The following is a 13,780-nucleotide window of genomic DNA, read 5'->3' on the forward strand; positions in this document are numbered from 1 at the left end:
CCGGGCGGTCGCGGCGCCGCGGTCCCGGACACCGGGAGACCACCGTTGACGCCCGCCGTGGTGGCGACGAACGTTGCAGGATGACCGATCCCACCCCGAACCCGTTCGCTCCCGTCCAGTTGGGGCCCGTTCGGCTGCGCAACCGGGTCATCAAGGCAGCGACGTCCGAGGGCCGGTCACCCCACGGCCTGGTCACCGACGATCTGATCGCCTTCCACCTCGGATTCGCCGAGGGCGGGGTCGGGATGACCACGGTGGCGTACTGCTGCGTCTCCCCGCAGGGCGCCAGCGCGCCGGGACAGATCGTGATGAACGCCCGGGCGCTTCCGGGCCTGACGCAGCTCACCGAGGCGGTGCACGGTGCCGGGGCGGCCATCTCGGCGCAGCTCGGGCACGCCGGTGTGGTGGCGCAGCGAAAGCTGACCGGTGTGACCGCGGTTGCGCCGAGCCGGTTCGTCAATCCGAGCTCCTTCGCCTACTGCCGGGAGATCCGCCGCGACGAGATCCGAACCGTCATCGACCAGTTCGCTGCCGCAGCGCAGGTGGCGGTCGACGCCGGATTCGACGCCGTCGAACTGCACTTCGGCCATCTCTACCTGCCGAGCTCGTTCCTCAGTCCGCTGATCAACCGGCGCAAGGATGAGTACGGCGGAGATATCGACAACCGGTCGCGGTTCGTGCGGATGATCGCCGAGCGAGTCCGCGAGGTGGTCCGGGACCGCGTCGCCGTCATCGCCAAGCTCGACATGGACGACGGGCTACCGGGCAGCATCTGGATCGATGAGGCGCTGCGGACGGCGCAGTTGTTGGACGCCGATGCGACCCTGGACGCCATCGAATTGACGCAGGGATCCTCGGTCTTCAAGCCGATGTATCTGTTCCGGGGCGATGTGCCGGTGCGCGAGTTCGCCCGGGTGGTGCCGCCGCCGTTACGGCCCGGGGTGCGCGTGATGGGCAAGTGGGCCATGGGCAGCTATCCCTACGAGGATCTGTACATGCTGCCCGCGGCGCGCCAGTTCGTCCCGATCATGCGCAACACCAAACTGATCCTGCTCGGCGGTATCACCAACCGGCAGCATCTGGAAACCGGCATGCGCGAGGGCTTCGATTTCATGGCCATGGGCAGGGCGCTGCTGCGGGAACCGGATCTGGTCAACAAGATGATCGACGATCCGAGGGTGCGGAGTCGATGCGATCACAACAACAAGTGCATGGTCACGGTCTTCGGTCGCACGCATTGTGTGCTCGACCCGGACCAGCGTTACGGCAGCGCAGCTCCGCTGACCGGACCGCCCGGATCCGCTGCGCCGGCGGCGAAGCCGGTCACTTCGTGATGGGCCGGCGCAGCAGTCCGGTCAGGTAGGCGCACGCCTGCGCGCGGGCCCGGTGGCAGATGTCGAGAGTCGGCATGGTCATGAAACCGTGGACACCGCCTTCGAAGTAGCGCAGTACCGTGGGAACACCCGCCAGCCGCAGCGCTTCGGCGTAGGCGAGCCCCTCATCCCTTAACGGGTCGTGACCCGCGACCACCGCGACAGCGGGCGGCAACCCCGACAAGTCAGCGGCACCCAGCGGCGATGCATAGGGATGGCTCCGGTCGGCGACTGCCGGAACGTATTGGTCCCAATACCACTGCAGCGCGGGTTTCGGGTTGTAATAGCCGCTGCCGAACTCACGGTAGGACGGCGTGTCGAAGTCGGCTGCGATCACCGGATACAGCAGCAGTTGGCCGGCCAGGCCCGGGCCGCCGCGGTCACGGGACATCAGCGCAGTGACGGCGGCCAGGTTGCCACCGGCGCTGTCGCCGCCGACCACCAGTTTGTCGGGATCGCCGCCGAGCTCAGCGACGTGACGCGCCGCCCAGGCGGTGACCGCGTAGGCGTCCTCCGCGGCCGCCGGCCACCGCCCCTCTTCGGATGCGCGCCGGTAATGCACCGAAACCACCACGGCGGGAATACGGTTCGTGAAATCACGGCACAGGGCGTCGTGGCTGTCCAGGTCGCAGAAGACCCAACCGCCGCCGTGGGCGTACACCAGGGTCGGAACCGGGCCCGCGGCCGCGGCGCTCGGACGATAGACCCGGATCCGCACCGGACCGTCCGGGCCGGGGACGGTGCGCTCGGAGACCTCCGACACCGGTTCGGGATCGGCGCTGGGTGTGAAACGCGAACGGATGGCGGCGCGGGCCTGTTCGCCGGTCATCGTGTGCACCGGGGGGAACCCGCCGTCCAGTGCGTCGATGATCCTCGCGATCTGGGGATCCAGCGTCATGCGAGCTTCAGGTTCCCCCGGTGCACCGCCGGGCGGGCGATCGGGCCCGGGCGTAACGGCCGCATCTGCTGCAGCGTCGGGGCCACCCGGACACGTCCACAGTCCACGGCCTGCCAGATCCCCATCGCGGCGATCCGCACCGGGGCGGCCAGTCGCTGGTCGAACATCATCCGGCCCATCGGGCCGCAGACCGAGATCGCTGCGACCGCCTCGCCGGGGTCGCCGATGGGCGCGGCGACACAGCCGAAGCCCGGCAGCGACTCCTCCCGGTCGAAGGCGATGCCGCGGGAGCGGACCTTGTGCAGTTCGTCGCGTAGCTGGGCATGGCTGGAGATCGAGTACTTGGTCCGGCGTGGCGGCAGATCGGCGCCCAGGGCGGCGTTTTCGCGCTCCTCGGCGAAGGCCAGCAGTGCCTTGCCCAGCGCGGTGTGGTGCGCCGACTGCCGGCCGCCGACTCGGGTCGGGATCGCGGTGGTCATCCGGTTGCCGACCTTTTCCATGTACACCACGTCGGGGCCGTCCAGGACGGCGAGGTGAACAACCAGCCCGGTGGCGGCGTGCAGCTCGTGCAGTTTGGGAATCGCGGCCTTGTGCAGGCGGTCCTGGTGCACGGCCAGGGAGCCGAGCTCGACCAGTCGCATGCCCAGTTCGTAGTCGCGGCCACTGCGGCGCAACCAGCGCAGCTGCACAAGACGCTCGAGCATCCGGTGCGCCGACGACCGGGGCAGCCCGGTCCGGCGCACGATCTGCGCCAACGTCAAGCGGCCCGGTCCGTCGAACGCGTCGAGGACCAGGGATACCCGGTCGATGACGGCGCTGGGGGTTTGGGGCCCGGCCGTCTTCGCGGTGGTGGTTGGCAATGCGCTGGTCGGCGCCATTGAGATCCTCCTGGCATTTCTAATAGGCATATGCCTAATGGGCATATATCTACCACATGCCTGTGGTTGTTGTCACACCAACGGCGGATTCGGTTCACGACGCAGCAAGGTGCGCGGGAATGCCCGGAGACGGACCGCCCGACGCCGGGTCAGCGGGCCGGTCAGCGGCGCGGCACCGCGGCAGGCGGCGATGTGGTTGCGGCCGGCCTCAGCGGCCGGCGGCAATCGAGGTCGAGCAGGTGATCAGGGACGCATGGCTGCGGGCAGGTCGTCGACCCACTGGTGGCCCCAGTAGCTGTCGGCGGTGATTTCCTCGGCGGTGTAATACGTTTCCTCGACGCGCATACCCTCGGTGCCGAACTCGACATCCCAATCCCCGGGAGCGCGGACGTAGAACGACACCATCTTGTCATTGGTGTGCCGTCCCAGGGTCGAGGACAGCTGGAAGCCGTCCTTGTTGACCCGGTCCAGCGCCTGCCCGACCGCGTCGAGGGTGTCGACCTCGACCATGAGGTGGACCAGGCCCGGGTCGCGCAACGTCGCGGCCGGGCACAAGGCCAGGCTGTGATGGCGTTCGTTGACGCCGAGGAAGCGCACCCGCACCGGCCCGAACTCCGGCGGCACGGGAACCCGGAATGCGCCGCGGGGCTTGAATCCCAATACCGCGGTGTAGAACTCGAACAGACCCGGGACATCGAGTGCGGGCAGGACCACATGCCCGAGACCTTGATCGCCGGTCACGAACCTCGCCCCGAACGGGGTGACCACCGGGCTGTGGTCGAGCACCGCACCGTGGAACACCTCGAGGGAGGTGCCGGCCGGATCTGCGAATGCGATGGCCGCTTCGACCCGGCGGGCGTCGGCTTCGGCCAGGGTCAGCTCCCGGTACGCGGTGCCGGACGCGTCCAACAGATCCTTGACCTCGTCGAGGGCTGCGTGATCGCGCACCTCCCAGCCCACGGTGGTGATCTTGTCGGTCTGGCCGGGCGTCACCACGATGCGGGCGGCCCGCTCATCCATCCGCAGGTAGAGCGCCTCGTCGTCGGGTCCGCTTCCGGAGGCGAAACCCAGTACACCGAAGGCGAAATGCCGCCAGCGGGCCATATCGGTGGCCTGCACGGTCACATAGCCGAGGCTCTTGATCGGGCTCATGCGGTTCTCCTAGCTCCTAGATCATCGCCCGCAGCGGACCCTGCGGGTCCACCCCGAGCGAACTCAGTGCCGACGCGTGATAGACGGTGCCCGGGACGTGGATGGCGTGCGCCTGTCCGACGTGCACGTCCCGCCAATAGCGCTGCAGTGGCTTGTCCATCCGGGCGGCGTTGCCGCCGCAACGCGCGAAGAGTTCGTCGACGGCGGACACGGCGCGCCACACCGCACGGATCTGGGTCCGCCTCCCCGCCGCGCGGTCCTCGAAGGACACCTCGTGGCCGGCGGCCACCAGATCGTAGATCCGGTCGGCGTTGGCCAGGAGTTCCTGGCGGGCGGCGTTGATGTCGGCGGCGGCCTCACCGATGGCATACATGACGTAGGGGTCGTCCTTGACTGCGACGCCGCTGGAGTTGACCCGCTCGCGCTGGTAGGCCAGGGCCGCGGCCAGCGCGCCCTCGGCGATGCCGATCGTGGCGGACGAGATGCCCAACGGGAACATGGTCGACCACGGCATCAGATACAGCGGCTCGGTCATGCCGGCGTCGCGCTGTGCGGTGCCGTCCATCACCTTCATCCCGTCCATGGTGCGGTACTCCGGGACGAAGGCATCGGCGACGATGACATCCTTGGACCCGGTGCCGCGCAGCCCGACCACGTCCCAGGAGTCCTCGACGATCTGGTAATCCTTGCGCGGCAGGATCATGTGCAGCATCTGCGGGGGCATCAGCGGCTTGCCGTCGGCGCCGCCGAGCATGGCGCCGAGGATGATCCAGTCGCAGTGGTCGGTGCCGGAGCTGAACTGCCAACGGCCATTGAACAGGTAGCCGCCGTCAACCGGCGTGGCCACCCCCTGCGGGGCGTACGGCGATGCCACCCAGGTGTCGACGTCGTCGCCCCAGATCTCGGCGGGGACCCGGGGGTCGGCGTAGGCCAACTGGTAAGGGTGCACCCCGACCACACCGTTGATCCATCCCGCCGATGGGTCGAGGGCGGCGGTCGCCATCACCGCCTCGGCGAACTCGCGAGGGTGAACCTCAAGCCCGCCATATGTTTTGGGCTGCAACAGCCGGATATTGCCGATCTGCTTCATGGTTTTGACCGTGGCGTCGGTCAGTTTGCCGATCTTCTCGGCCTCCTCGGCCTGCCCACGAAACTGCTCGGCCAGCTCCGCGACGCTGTCAGTCACCCGTTTAGTCATGGCAACGATGGTGGACGCGGGGAGCGAACCGCTGCCCGCCTCATCCCGGTGAGCGGACCGGTAACGGAGAATCCCCCGGTGCCCGTTGACCGGGAGACGCCGCACCCGATGGGCGATGCCGGCGTACGGTCACCGCCGTGAGCAGCGGGACCGAAAGTCATGTCGACGTGATCGTGGTGGGCGCCGGATTCGGCGGTCTGTATGCCCTGCACCGATTCCGGGAGCAGGGCTTGTCGGTCCGCGTCTTCGAAGCAGCTCCCGAGGTGGGCGGGACGTGGTACTTCAACCGCTACCCGGGAGCACGATGCGATGTCGAGAGCCTCGACTACTGCTATTCGTTCTCCGACGAGCTGCAGCAGGAGTGGACCTGGTCGGAGAAGTACGCCACCCAGAGCGAGATCCTCGACTACATCAACTGGGTGGCCGACAAACTGGACTTGCGGGCGGGCATCACCTTCAACACCAGGGTGGTGTCGGCCGTTCTGGACGAGGACACCCTGCGGTGGACGGTAGCCACCAACAGCGGCGAGACGGTCACGGCGCGGTTCGTGGTGCTGGCCACCGGACCGCTGTCCTCGCCGCTGACCCCCGACATCCCCGGGCTGGACACGTTCGGCGGCGAGGTCTATCACACCGCTCACTGGCCGCATGAGGGCGTCGACTTCACCGGTGAGAGGGTGGGTGTGATCGGCACCGGTTCCTCAGGGGTCCAGTCGATCCCGATCATCGCCGAGCAGGCCGCGCACCTCTGCGTCTTCCAGCGCACCCCGAATTACAGTGTGCCGGCGGGCAACCGCCCGCTGACGGCCGAGGAGATCGAGCACGCCAAGGCCACCTACGCCGAGCGGCGCCGGATGTCGTGGCGCAGTGGCGGCGGATCACCGCATGTGGCGCACCCCAAGCTGACCATGGAAGTCGGAGCCGAGGAGCGACGGGCCGCCTTCGAGGAGCGCTGGCAGCTGGGCGGCGTGTTGTTCTCCAAGACCTTCGCCGACCAGATGATCAGCCTCGAGGCCAACGAGGAGGCCCGCAGGTTCTACGAGGAGAAGATCCGCGCGGTGATCGACGACCCGGATGTCGCCGAGTTGCTGATCCCGGACGACCATCCCATCGGGACCAAACGAATCTGCACCGACACCAACTACTTCCAGACGTTCAACCGGCCGGATGTGACGCTGGTCAGTGTCCGCAACACCCCGATCGAGTCGATCGACGAGTCTGGTGTGGTGACCTCGGCGGCCCGCTACGACCTGGACGCCATCGTGCTGGCGACCGGCTTCGACGCCATGACCGGAACCCTGGCCAAGATCGATATCGTCGGCCGCGACGGCCGCAGGTTGGTCGATGACTGGTCGAACGGACCCCGCACCTACCTCGGGCTCGGGGTCGACGGCTTTCCCAACCTCTTTCTGGTCTCGGGTCCGGGTGCGCCGGCGGTGCTGGCCAATATGGTGCTGCACGCCGAGGCGCACATCAACTGGATATCGGGGGCCATCGCCTATCTCGACGAGCACGGCTACGCAGCGATCGAGGCAACTGCAGATGCCGTTGACAACTGGATCGCCGAGTGCAACCAGCGCGCCGACGCCACGCTCTTCCCGAAGGCGAACTCCTGGTACGTGGGTGCCAACGTCCCTGGCAAGCCGCGGGTTTTCATGCTGTTCATCGGTGGATTCGCGACGTACCTCGACATCTGCGCCGAGGTCGCCGGCGCCGGGTACAAGGGGTTCCGGCTGCTCAAGACCTAGTGCGGCCGGTCAGTTCTCGCGATGCGCCGGCTCGGATCCCGGTCGGTGCGCCGCGTGGGCTCCGGCGCGTCTGCCGCTGAAGATGCAGTCGGCTATCGAGAGTCCGCTCACGTAACTGTTGGAGCAGATGCCCACCGCGTTCCGGCCGGCGGCGTACAGCCCGGGAACGACGCCACCGTCGCGGTGAGCCACTTCGCCTGTCGCCTCGTCCACGACGAGCCCACCCAGTGTCAGGCCGGGAATCGGGTAGAACATCGACGAGTCGGCCGAGATGTTGACCGAGTAGAACGGTCCCTGCCGCATGGGCGGGCACAGGTCAGGATCCTTTCGCGCCGGATCGCCCGCGCCGCTGATGATTCCGCTGGTGTAGGCATCAACCGTGCGGCGCAGGCCGGCCGGGTCGATGCCGTTCTTGGCCGCGATGCCCTCGATGGTGGCGGCCTTCTTGTGCCCGGTGGTGAGCAGGTACAGCAACTGCAGTCGCTGGAACAGCTGGGTCTGGTCGCGGATCTGGTCCCGGATCTTCTGCCACGTCGGTGCGTCGTAGATGGCCCAGCCGGCGCCGCCGAACCGACGCATCATCACGTCGCCGTGGGTTGCCCCGTAGAGGTCCTCGTTGGCGATCCGCCGTCCGTCGGCGCCGACGGTCAAACCTTCCAGGAAGGCGCTCGGCGGCGCCAGAAACCGCCACGCGGTGACGTTGCCCATCTTGTCGGTCTTGCCGCCGGCGGCCAGCCCGAGCGCGATCCCACATCCGTCGTCGCCGGCGGTGCCCAGCGGTGAGACCTTCATGAAAGCCGGGGCGAAGTGCTGCATCCATTCGCGGTTGTAGACGAAGCCGCCCGCAGCGAGCACCACTGCGCGACCCCGGGCCGCACCCTCGACCGCCCCGTCGGCCCAGAGCCGTTCGGTCCGTGCGACCGCTCCCTTCACCAGCCCGGGCAGCCAATTTCCCACCTTGCCGGTGAGTTGGGTCAACAGCGAGTGCTGGCGTACGTTGCGATGGGCCGGATCGAGTGCACGGTAGCGCACGCCGGCGACCCGCCCGTGCTCGTCGGTGATGAGGCCGTGAACGCGGGCCAGTGGAATGAAGTCGACACCGATCGCCTCGGCCGAGCGACGTAGGTGCTCGAACAACGCCTTGCCCGAGCCCATGCCGGGTGCCAGCACGCGGTGGCCGCGAGGCGCGGGGCGTGCGTGCTCGACGTAAGGATGCGCTTTCTCGTTGCCGGAGTAGTAGAGGTAGAAGTCGTCGGTGGGATAGGAGGTCTTGTACGACGAGACCGTTCCGCCCCGGAACTCGACGCCGTGGGACTTGAGCCACTCGATCATCGCCGGACTCTGCTCGCAGAACCGGAGCAGGGTCTCCTCGGCGACCGCATCGCCCACCTCCTGACGGAGATAGGCGAGCATGTCGTCGACCGAGTCCTGATAGCCGCCCGCGTGCTGCTCCGGCGTTCCCGCACCGGCATAGACGATCCCGCCGGACAGCGCCGTCGCGCCCCCGCCGTACCCGCGATCCAGGGCCAGCACCCGCGCTCCGCAGCTCGCGGCCTCGATGGCGGCGGCAGCGCCGGCGGCTCCGAACCCGACCACGATGACGTCATACCCGTTGGGCGGCGTCATAGGGTCTCCCCTTCTCGAACGGCAGTCGCGGCAGGAACGCCCAACGTTGGCATCGGTGGCTGGCATGGCGCCAGGGTGCCTCCCGCTCACCGGTCGATGCGGTGTGTCGCCATCGGTCTGGTATTCAGATCCGCACCCGCCCGCGCTGAGCCGTGCCAAACTCATTCCCGGTGCGGGCGGGGCAGACGGCGGAGGGAGACCACGATGACCGACGGCACGACGATTCCGGGCGAGCAGACACCGTTGCGTGCTCGCCGGCAGGTGCGGGCCGGCTGGGGCATCGTGGCGGTCTGGCTCGCTGCCACGGTGACGGCCGCGTTGAGCTCCGGATCGTCGATACCTGCTGTGGCCGAGGCGGTCTCCGGGGCCACCCTGGCGGTCTTCGTGGTGTTCCACGCGCTCACGCAGTACCGGCCCGGCGGGGTGGCCGGCTACTTCGGCATCGCCCTGGCGGTCGCGTTCGGCTTTGAGGCGTGCAGTGTTGCGACCGGATTTCCCTTCGGCTCCTACGTTCATCATCTGGAAGGACCCCGGCTGCTCGGGGTGCCGTTCGTGGTCGTGCTGGGCTGGGTGCTGCTGGCCTGGCTGGCGTGGATGCTGGCCCGGGTGATCGTGGGCGACCAATCCAACCGCGGTGTGCAGGTAGGGCTGACGCCGGCGGTGGCCACCCTGGTCCTCGGGGGCTACGACCTGGTGATCGACCCGATAGCGGCTCATGCCCGCGGCCTGTACTCCTACGGTGAACCGAGTGGCGCCCTTGGGGTCCCGCTGACCAATTACTTCGGCTGGGTGCTCACCGGATGGGTGTTGTTCCAGACGTTCGCGTTGGTTGAGCGACGGTGGCGCCGGGCTCCGGCCGGGTCAGCCCGATCGACGCTGTCGATGCCGGCGGTCATCTGGTTCGGACTGGCCCTGCAGGTGAACCTCGAAATGCTCCGGGTCGGTGATGCCACGGCGACGATCCAGGGCGGCAGATCTGTTGCGGTCGCCGACATCTATGAGACCTGCTCTGCAACCGCATGGTTCACCATGGTGCTGGTGGCGGTGGTCGCCGTGGCGCGGCTATGCCAAGGCGGATCGCAGCCCGCCGCGTAGTTGCGCGCGGGCTGTCACCGGTCGGTCACCGGCGCCTGCCACAGGCCGGTGATCGCGTCCACGAGGCTGCGGCCGGCGCGCGGCCAGTCCGAGCGCGGCCCGCTGCCGCCGTCGGCGAAGCCACGTTCGATCTCCGCGCAGGTGTACATCAACATGGTGCGCATCATGATGTTGCGCTCGGCTTGGACGTGGTCGGGCAATTCGGGAATGCCTTGGCCGATGCGGTCGATGACGTGGCGCAGCGACTCCGACTCCAGGGCGCTCTTGGTGACCACACGCCGATACATCGGGTCGGTCATCACCTGAGCGGCGAATCGCGCGTACCAGGTGGGGCCCGACAGCGACGCCAGGTGGTCGGTCAGCGGCTGTACCAGGCAACCGACCCACTCGCGCAGCTGCGCCGAATCATCGGTGTCGGCGATCCGCGCGGTGCGCAGTTCCTCGATGTGCCCGGCGTGGCTGGCTTCGATGGCGCGCACCAGCTCCTTCTTGGTGCCGAAGTGGTAGGCCACCGCGGCGTTGTTGCCCTGGCCGGCAGCCTCGACGATCTGGCGGTGAGTCACGGCTTCCACGCCGCGCTCGGCGATCAGCCGCTCGGCCGCGGATAACAGCGCCTCCCGGGTGCTGTCGGCACGGGCAGACCGCGGGCTGCGCACGGGTGACGGCATGAGGCCAGTCAACAGCGAGCCCTTGACCTAAGTCAAACATTTTACTTAAATGGGCCGACAGTCACAGGCCGGTTCTTCTCGTCGGGCCCAGCGCGCCCGCACCGGTTGAGCGCGGTGAGGAGGGATGCGTTGAGGCCGACGCCGACGCCCGCCGCCGACTTCAACGGGCCGCTGCTCGGGTCCGGCGGCCCGTTGGAAGCCGCCACGCTCAGCGCACTCGACCACCTCGAACAGGTGCTGAGGCTGCAACCGGTGGGCACGGATCGCTTCCGTGCGGACAGTGAGCCCGGCAGGTTCGGCCGGATCTTCGGCGGTCAGCTGGTCGCCCAGGCGCTGACCGCCGCAGCGGCAACCGTCACCGAACTCGCTCCGCATGCGATCCATGCGATGTTCCTGCGCCCCGGCGACTCGACCGCACCACTGGACATCGCCGTCGAGCGGTCCCGTGACGGGCGGACTATGTCGGCACGACAGGTGGTCATCTCGCAAGCGGGCCGGGCGCTGATGACCGCGCTGGTGTCCTTCGACACCAATCCCGAGAGCTCCGAGGCCGTCACCGTCGAGGGGTCGGTGACGGCGTCGGAAGCTCATCCGTTGCTGCAGCACTGGGTGCACCGGGCGCCGCCGGCCCTGGCCGGCTCGGCACGCACCTGGGTCGACACACCGCCACCGTTGGAGATGCGCATCGCCGACGCGCCCGTCTTCCTCGGCGGCACACCGGCCGGCGGACCGCGCTCCTTCTGGATGCGGCTACCACGAGCGATCGACGGCGGACCGGTGGCACACACCACGATGCTGGCCTACGCAAGCGATTACCTGCTGGTGGACACCGCGTTTCGCGCCCACCCCCAGCCGGTCGGCTACACCACGCATCATGGACTCACCCTGGACCACACCATCTGGCTGCACCGTCCGGTGCGCTTCGATCAGTGGCATCACTACACCCAGCAGATCGTCGCCGCCGCCGGCCACCGCGCGGTGGTGAAGGGAACCATCGTCGACGCCGCCGGCCGGCATGTCGCCAGCACCGCCCAAGAAGTCCTGGTCCGCCCGATCACCGAACCGTCGCGCTCCGATCCGGGGGACACCGGGTGACGGCCGCGACATCTCCGCTCTACGAACAGCAGTGGCCCGAAGGAGAATTCCGGCTGTTCCAACTGGGCTTCGTGGTGCCCGATCTGATCAGCGCAGCGGCCCGTTGGGTGCGGGTGTTCGGCGTCGGACCGTTTCACATCCTGCCGCGCGGACGCAGCACCTGCCGCTACCGCGGCGCAACCGCCGGTATCGACGTGCAGATCGGCGTCGCACAGGCCGGGCCGGTGCAGATCGAACTCATCCAGGATCACACTCCGGAAGGCTCGGTGTTTTCCGAGATGGCCAGGCTGCGCGGTGGTAATCCGTTCGGGTTCCATCAGGTGTCGACGCTGGCCCGCGACTATGACGCGAAAGTCGCCCACTACCTCGATCAGCGCTATGACCTGGTATGCGAATTCACCAATCCCGGCCAGCGGGTGGCATTCATCGACACCGCAGCTGATTTCGGGTTCTTCACCGAGATCGTCGAGGACAAACCAAGTTTTCGAACCAACGTCGCCACTATCGCGCGCACCTGTGAAACCTGGGACGGCACGGATCCGATCCGGCTGCTGACCCGCGACGGCTATCGCACACCAGCTGAACCATGGAAGGACGAAAACCAGTGACCAGAACTATTATTCCGGTCTTCAACCCGTCGACCGAAGAGCAGATCGCCGAGGTTCCCGATTCCGACCAGGCGGCCGTCGACGCAGCGGTGGCCCGCGCGCGGGAGAGCTTCGAATCCGGGGTCTGGCGCAAACTTCCGGCCGCACGGCGCGCCGAGATCATGTTCCGCGCCGCGGAGATCATCAAAGAGCGCACCCCCGAACTCGCCGAGATCGAGTCCCGCGACAACGGCATGACCGCCATGGGAGCCAGCCAGATCATCAAGGTCTCCCAGGAGATGCTGACCTACTATGCGGGCTGGGTCGGCAAGATTCACGGGGAGTCCAGCGACATAGTCTCCGACGGCCTGCTCGGCCACTTTGAGAGCTACCACGCTTTCACCCAGCTCGAACCGGTCGGCGTCGTCGGCCTGATCATCCCCTGGAACGGGCCGTTCTTCGTCGCGATGCTCAAGGTCGCCCCGGCGCTGGCCGCGGGCTGCAGCTGTGTGCTCAAGCCCGCCGAGGAGACACCGCTGACCGCGCTGAAGCTCGAAGAGATCTTCCGCGAGGCCGGCCTGCCCGACGGCGTCCTCAACGTCGTCACCGGCTACGGCGAGACCACCGGTGCGGCGCTGACCGCGCATCCCGATGTCGACAAGATCTCGTTCACCGGATCCACCGAGGTGGGCCGGCTGATCGTCAAGGCGGCCGCCGGCAACCTCAAGCGCCTCACCCTGGAACTCGGCGGCAAGTCGCCGCTGATCATGTTCGATGACGCCAACCTCGACAAGGCCATCATGATGGCCGGCATGGGCCTGCTGGCCGGCTCGGGCCAGAACTGCTCGTGCACCTCGCGGATCTATGTCCAGCGCGGCATCTACGACCAGGTCGTCGAGGGCCTGGCCAACTTCGCCCAGATGTTGCCGATGGGCGGCAGCGACGACCCCAACTCGGTGCTCGGCCCGCTGATCAGCGAGAAGCAGCGCCAGCGCGTGGCGGGCATCGTCAACGACGGCGTGGCCGCCGGTGCCGAGGTGATCACCGGCGGCAAGCCGATGGACCGCCGCGGCTACTTCTACGAAGCGACGATCATCACCAACACCACACCCGACATGCGGCTCATCCGCGACGAGATCTTCGGTCCGGTCGGATCGGTGATTCCGTTCGACGAAGAGGACGAGGCGATCGCTGCCGCCAACGACACCGAGTACGGGCTGGCCGGGGCCATCTGGACCGAGAACCTCGGGCGCGCCCACCGGGTCGCGAACCAGCTTCGCGGCGGCCAGATCTGGGTGAACTGCGCCTTGGCGGCCGACCCCTCCATGCCGATCTGCGGACACAAGCAGTCCGGATGGGGCGGCGAACGCGGCCGCAAGGGGATCGAGGCCTACTTCAACACCAAGTCGGTCTACATCAGTCTCTGACCGGCCGTGACGGCGACCCCACCGGGAGGTGACAA

General features: G+C 67.9%; 12 protein-coding genes. 6 read left to right on the plus strand and 6 right to left on the minus strand.

Annotated elements, in window-relative coordinates; translation table 11 throughout:
* The first annotated feature begins 80 nt into the window (after positions 1-80).
* Positions 81-1,334, plus strand: a complete 1,254-nt coding sequence (locus AWC24_RS14030; protein ID WP_085085875.1) for an NADH:flavin oxidoreductase — start codon at positions 81-83, stop codon at positions 1,332-1,334.
* Here AWC24_RS14030 and lipP1 read toward each other — a convergent pair.
* The 4 genes from lipP1 to AWC24_RS14050 form a co-directional block, all read right to left on the minus strand.
* Positions 1,324-2,271 (minus strand): LipP1 family hormone-sensitive lipase, encoded by a 948-nt coding sequence (gene lipP1, locus AWC24_RS14035; RefSeq protein ID WP_085085877.1) that lies wholly within the window; start codon positions 2,269-2,271, stop codon positions 1,324-1,326. The genes AWC24_RS14030 and lipP1 overlap by 11 nt on opposite strands.
* On the minus strand, positions 2,268-3,149 hold the full coding sequence (locus tag AWC24_RS14040) for an IclR family transcriptional regulator (protein ID WP_085085879.1): 882 nt from the start codon (positions 3,147-3,149) through the stop codon (positions 2,268-2,270). Before AWC24_RS14040 ends, lipP1 begins: the two co-directional genes overlap by 4 nt.
* A gap of 243 nt (positions 3,150-3,392) precedes the next feature.
* Positions 3,393-4,301, minus strand: a complete 909-nt coding sequence (gene bphC, locus AWC24_RS14045) for a biphenyl-2,3-diol 1,2-dioxygenase (RefSeq protein WP_085085881.1) — start codon at positions 4,299-4,301, stop codon at positions 3,393-3,395.
* A gap of 16 nt (positions 4,302-4,317) precedes the next feature.
* Complete coding sequence (locus tag AWC24_RS14050; protein WP_085085883.1) at positions 4,318-5,499, minus strand: acyl-CoA dehydrogenase family protein; 1,182 nt, start codon at positions 5,497-5,499, stop codon at positions 4,318-4,320.
* Between the two features lie 137 nt (positions 5,500-5,636).
* Here AWC24_RS14050 and AWC24_RS14055 point away from each other — a divergent pair, with 137 nt between their 5' ends.
* Entirely contained in the window at positions 5,637-7,247 is a 1,611-nt protein-coding gene (locus tag AWC24_RS14055; RefSeq protein WP_085085885.1) for a flavin-containing monooxygenase, read from the plus strand.
* Between the two features lie 9 nt (positions 7,248-7,256).
* Here the strand turns inward: AWC24_RS14055 and AWC24_RS14060 are convergent, their stop codons facing one another.
* A complete protein-coding gene (locus tag AWC24_RS14060; protein WP_085085887.1) occupies positions 7,257-8,873 on the minus strand; it encodes an FAD-binding protein in 1,617 nt (538 codons plus the stop codon).
* A 204-nt stretch (positions 8,874-9,077) separates the two neighbouring features.
* Between AWC24_RS14060 and AWC24_RS14065 the strand changes: the two genes are divergently transcribed.
* On the plus strand, positions 9,078-9,968 hold the full coding sequence (locus AWC24_RS14065) for a carotenoid biosynthesis protein (protein WP_163705472.1): 891 nt from the start codon (positions 9,078-9,080) through the stop codon (positions 9,966-9,968).
* Positions 9,969-9,982: 14 nt separating this feature from the next.
* Here the strand turns inward: AWC24_RS14065 and AWC24_RS14070 are convergent, their stop codons facing one another.
* On the minus strand, positions 9,983-10,636 hold the full coding sequence (locus AWC24_RS14070) for a TetR/AcrR family transcriptional regulator (protein ID WP_163705470.1): 654 nt from the start codon (positions 10,634-10,636) through the stop codon (positions 9,983-9,985).
* Between the two features lie 129 nt (positions 10,637-10,765).
* On the opposite strand from AWC24_RS14070, the gene AWC24_RS14075 reads away from it, so the two are divergent.
* The 3 genes from AWC24_RS14075 to AWC24_RS14085 are packed head-to-tail and all read left to right on the plus strand — an operon-like array spanning position 10,766 to position 13,745.
* Complete coding sequence (locus tag AWC24_RS14075; protein ID WP_085085891.1) at positions 10,766-11,731, plus strand: acyl-CoA thioesterase; 966 nt, start codon at positions 10,766-10,768, stop codon at positions 11,729-11,731.
* Positions 11,728-12,339, plus strand: a complete 612-nt coding sequence (locus AWC24_RS14080; RefSeq protein ID WP_085085893.1) for a VOC family protein — start codon at positions 11,728-11,730, stop codon at positions 12,337-12,339. The genes AWC24_RS14075 and AWC24_RS14080 overlap by 4 nt, the downstream gene beginning before the upstream one ends.
* The gene (locus tag AWC24_RS14085; RefSeq protein ID WP_085085895.1) at positions 12,318-13,745 is read left to right on the plus strand and encodes an aldehyde dehydrogenase family protein; all 1,428 of its coding nucleotides are present in this window, start codon (positions 12,318-12,320) and stop codon (positions 13,743-13,745) included. Before AWC24_RS14080 ends, AWC24_RS14085 begins: the two co-directional genes overlap by 22 nt.
* The last annotated feature ends 35 nt before the right edge of the window (positions 13,746-13,780 follow it).

The organism is Mycolicibacter senuensis (assembly GCF_002101885.1).
GTDB lineage: Bacteria > Actinomycetota > Actinomycetes > Mycobacteriales > Mycobacteriaceae > Mycobacterium > Mycobacterium senuense.

Excerpts from the sequence above, each read along its gene's own strand:
- lipP1 (WP_085085877.1), bottom strand. The coding sequence starts at position 2,271 with ATGACGCTGGATCCCCAGATCGCGAGGATCATCGACGCACTGGACGGC.
- AWC24_RS14050 (WP_085085883.1), bottom strand. The coding sequence starts at position 5,499 with ATGACTAAACGGGTGACTGACAGCGTCGCGGAGCTGGCCGAGCAGTTT.
- AWC24_RS14030 (WP_085085875.1), top strand. The coding sequence starts at position 81 with ATGACCGATCCCACCCCGAACCCGTTCGCTCCCGTCCAGTTGGGGCCC.
- AWC24_RS14065 (WP_163705472.1), top strand. The coding sequence starts at position 9,078 with ATGACCGACGGCACGACGATTCCGGGCGAGCAGACACCGTTGCGTGCT.
- AWC24_RS14085 (WP_085085895.1), top strand. The coding sequence starts at position 12,318 with ATGGAAGGACGAAAACCAGTGACCAGAACTATTATTCCGGTCTTCAAC.
- AWC24_RS14070 (WP_163705470.1), bottom strand. The coding sequence starts at position 10,636 with ATGCCGTCACCCGTGCGCAGCCCGCGGTCTGCCCGTGCCGACAGCACC.
- bphC (WP_085085881.1), bottom strand. The coding sequence starts at position 4,301 with ATGAGCCCGATCAAGAGCCTCGGCTATGTGACCGTGCAGGCCACCGAT.
- AWC24_RS14060 (WP_085085887.1), bottom strand. The coding sequence starts at position 8,873 with ATGACGCCGCCCAACGGGTATGACGTCATCGTGGTCGGGTTCGGAGCC.
- AWC24_RS14040 (WP_085085879.1), bottom strand. The coding sequence starts at position 3,149 with ATGGCGCCGACCAGCGCATTGCCAACCACCACCGCGAAGACGGCCGGG.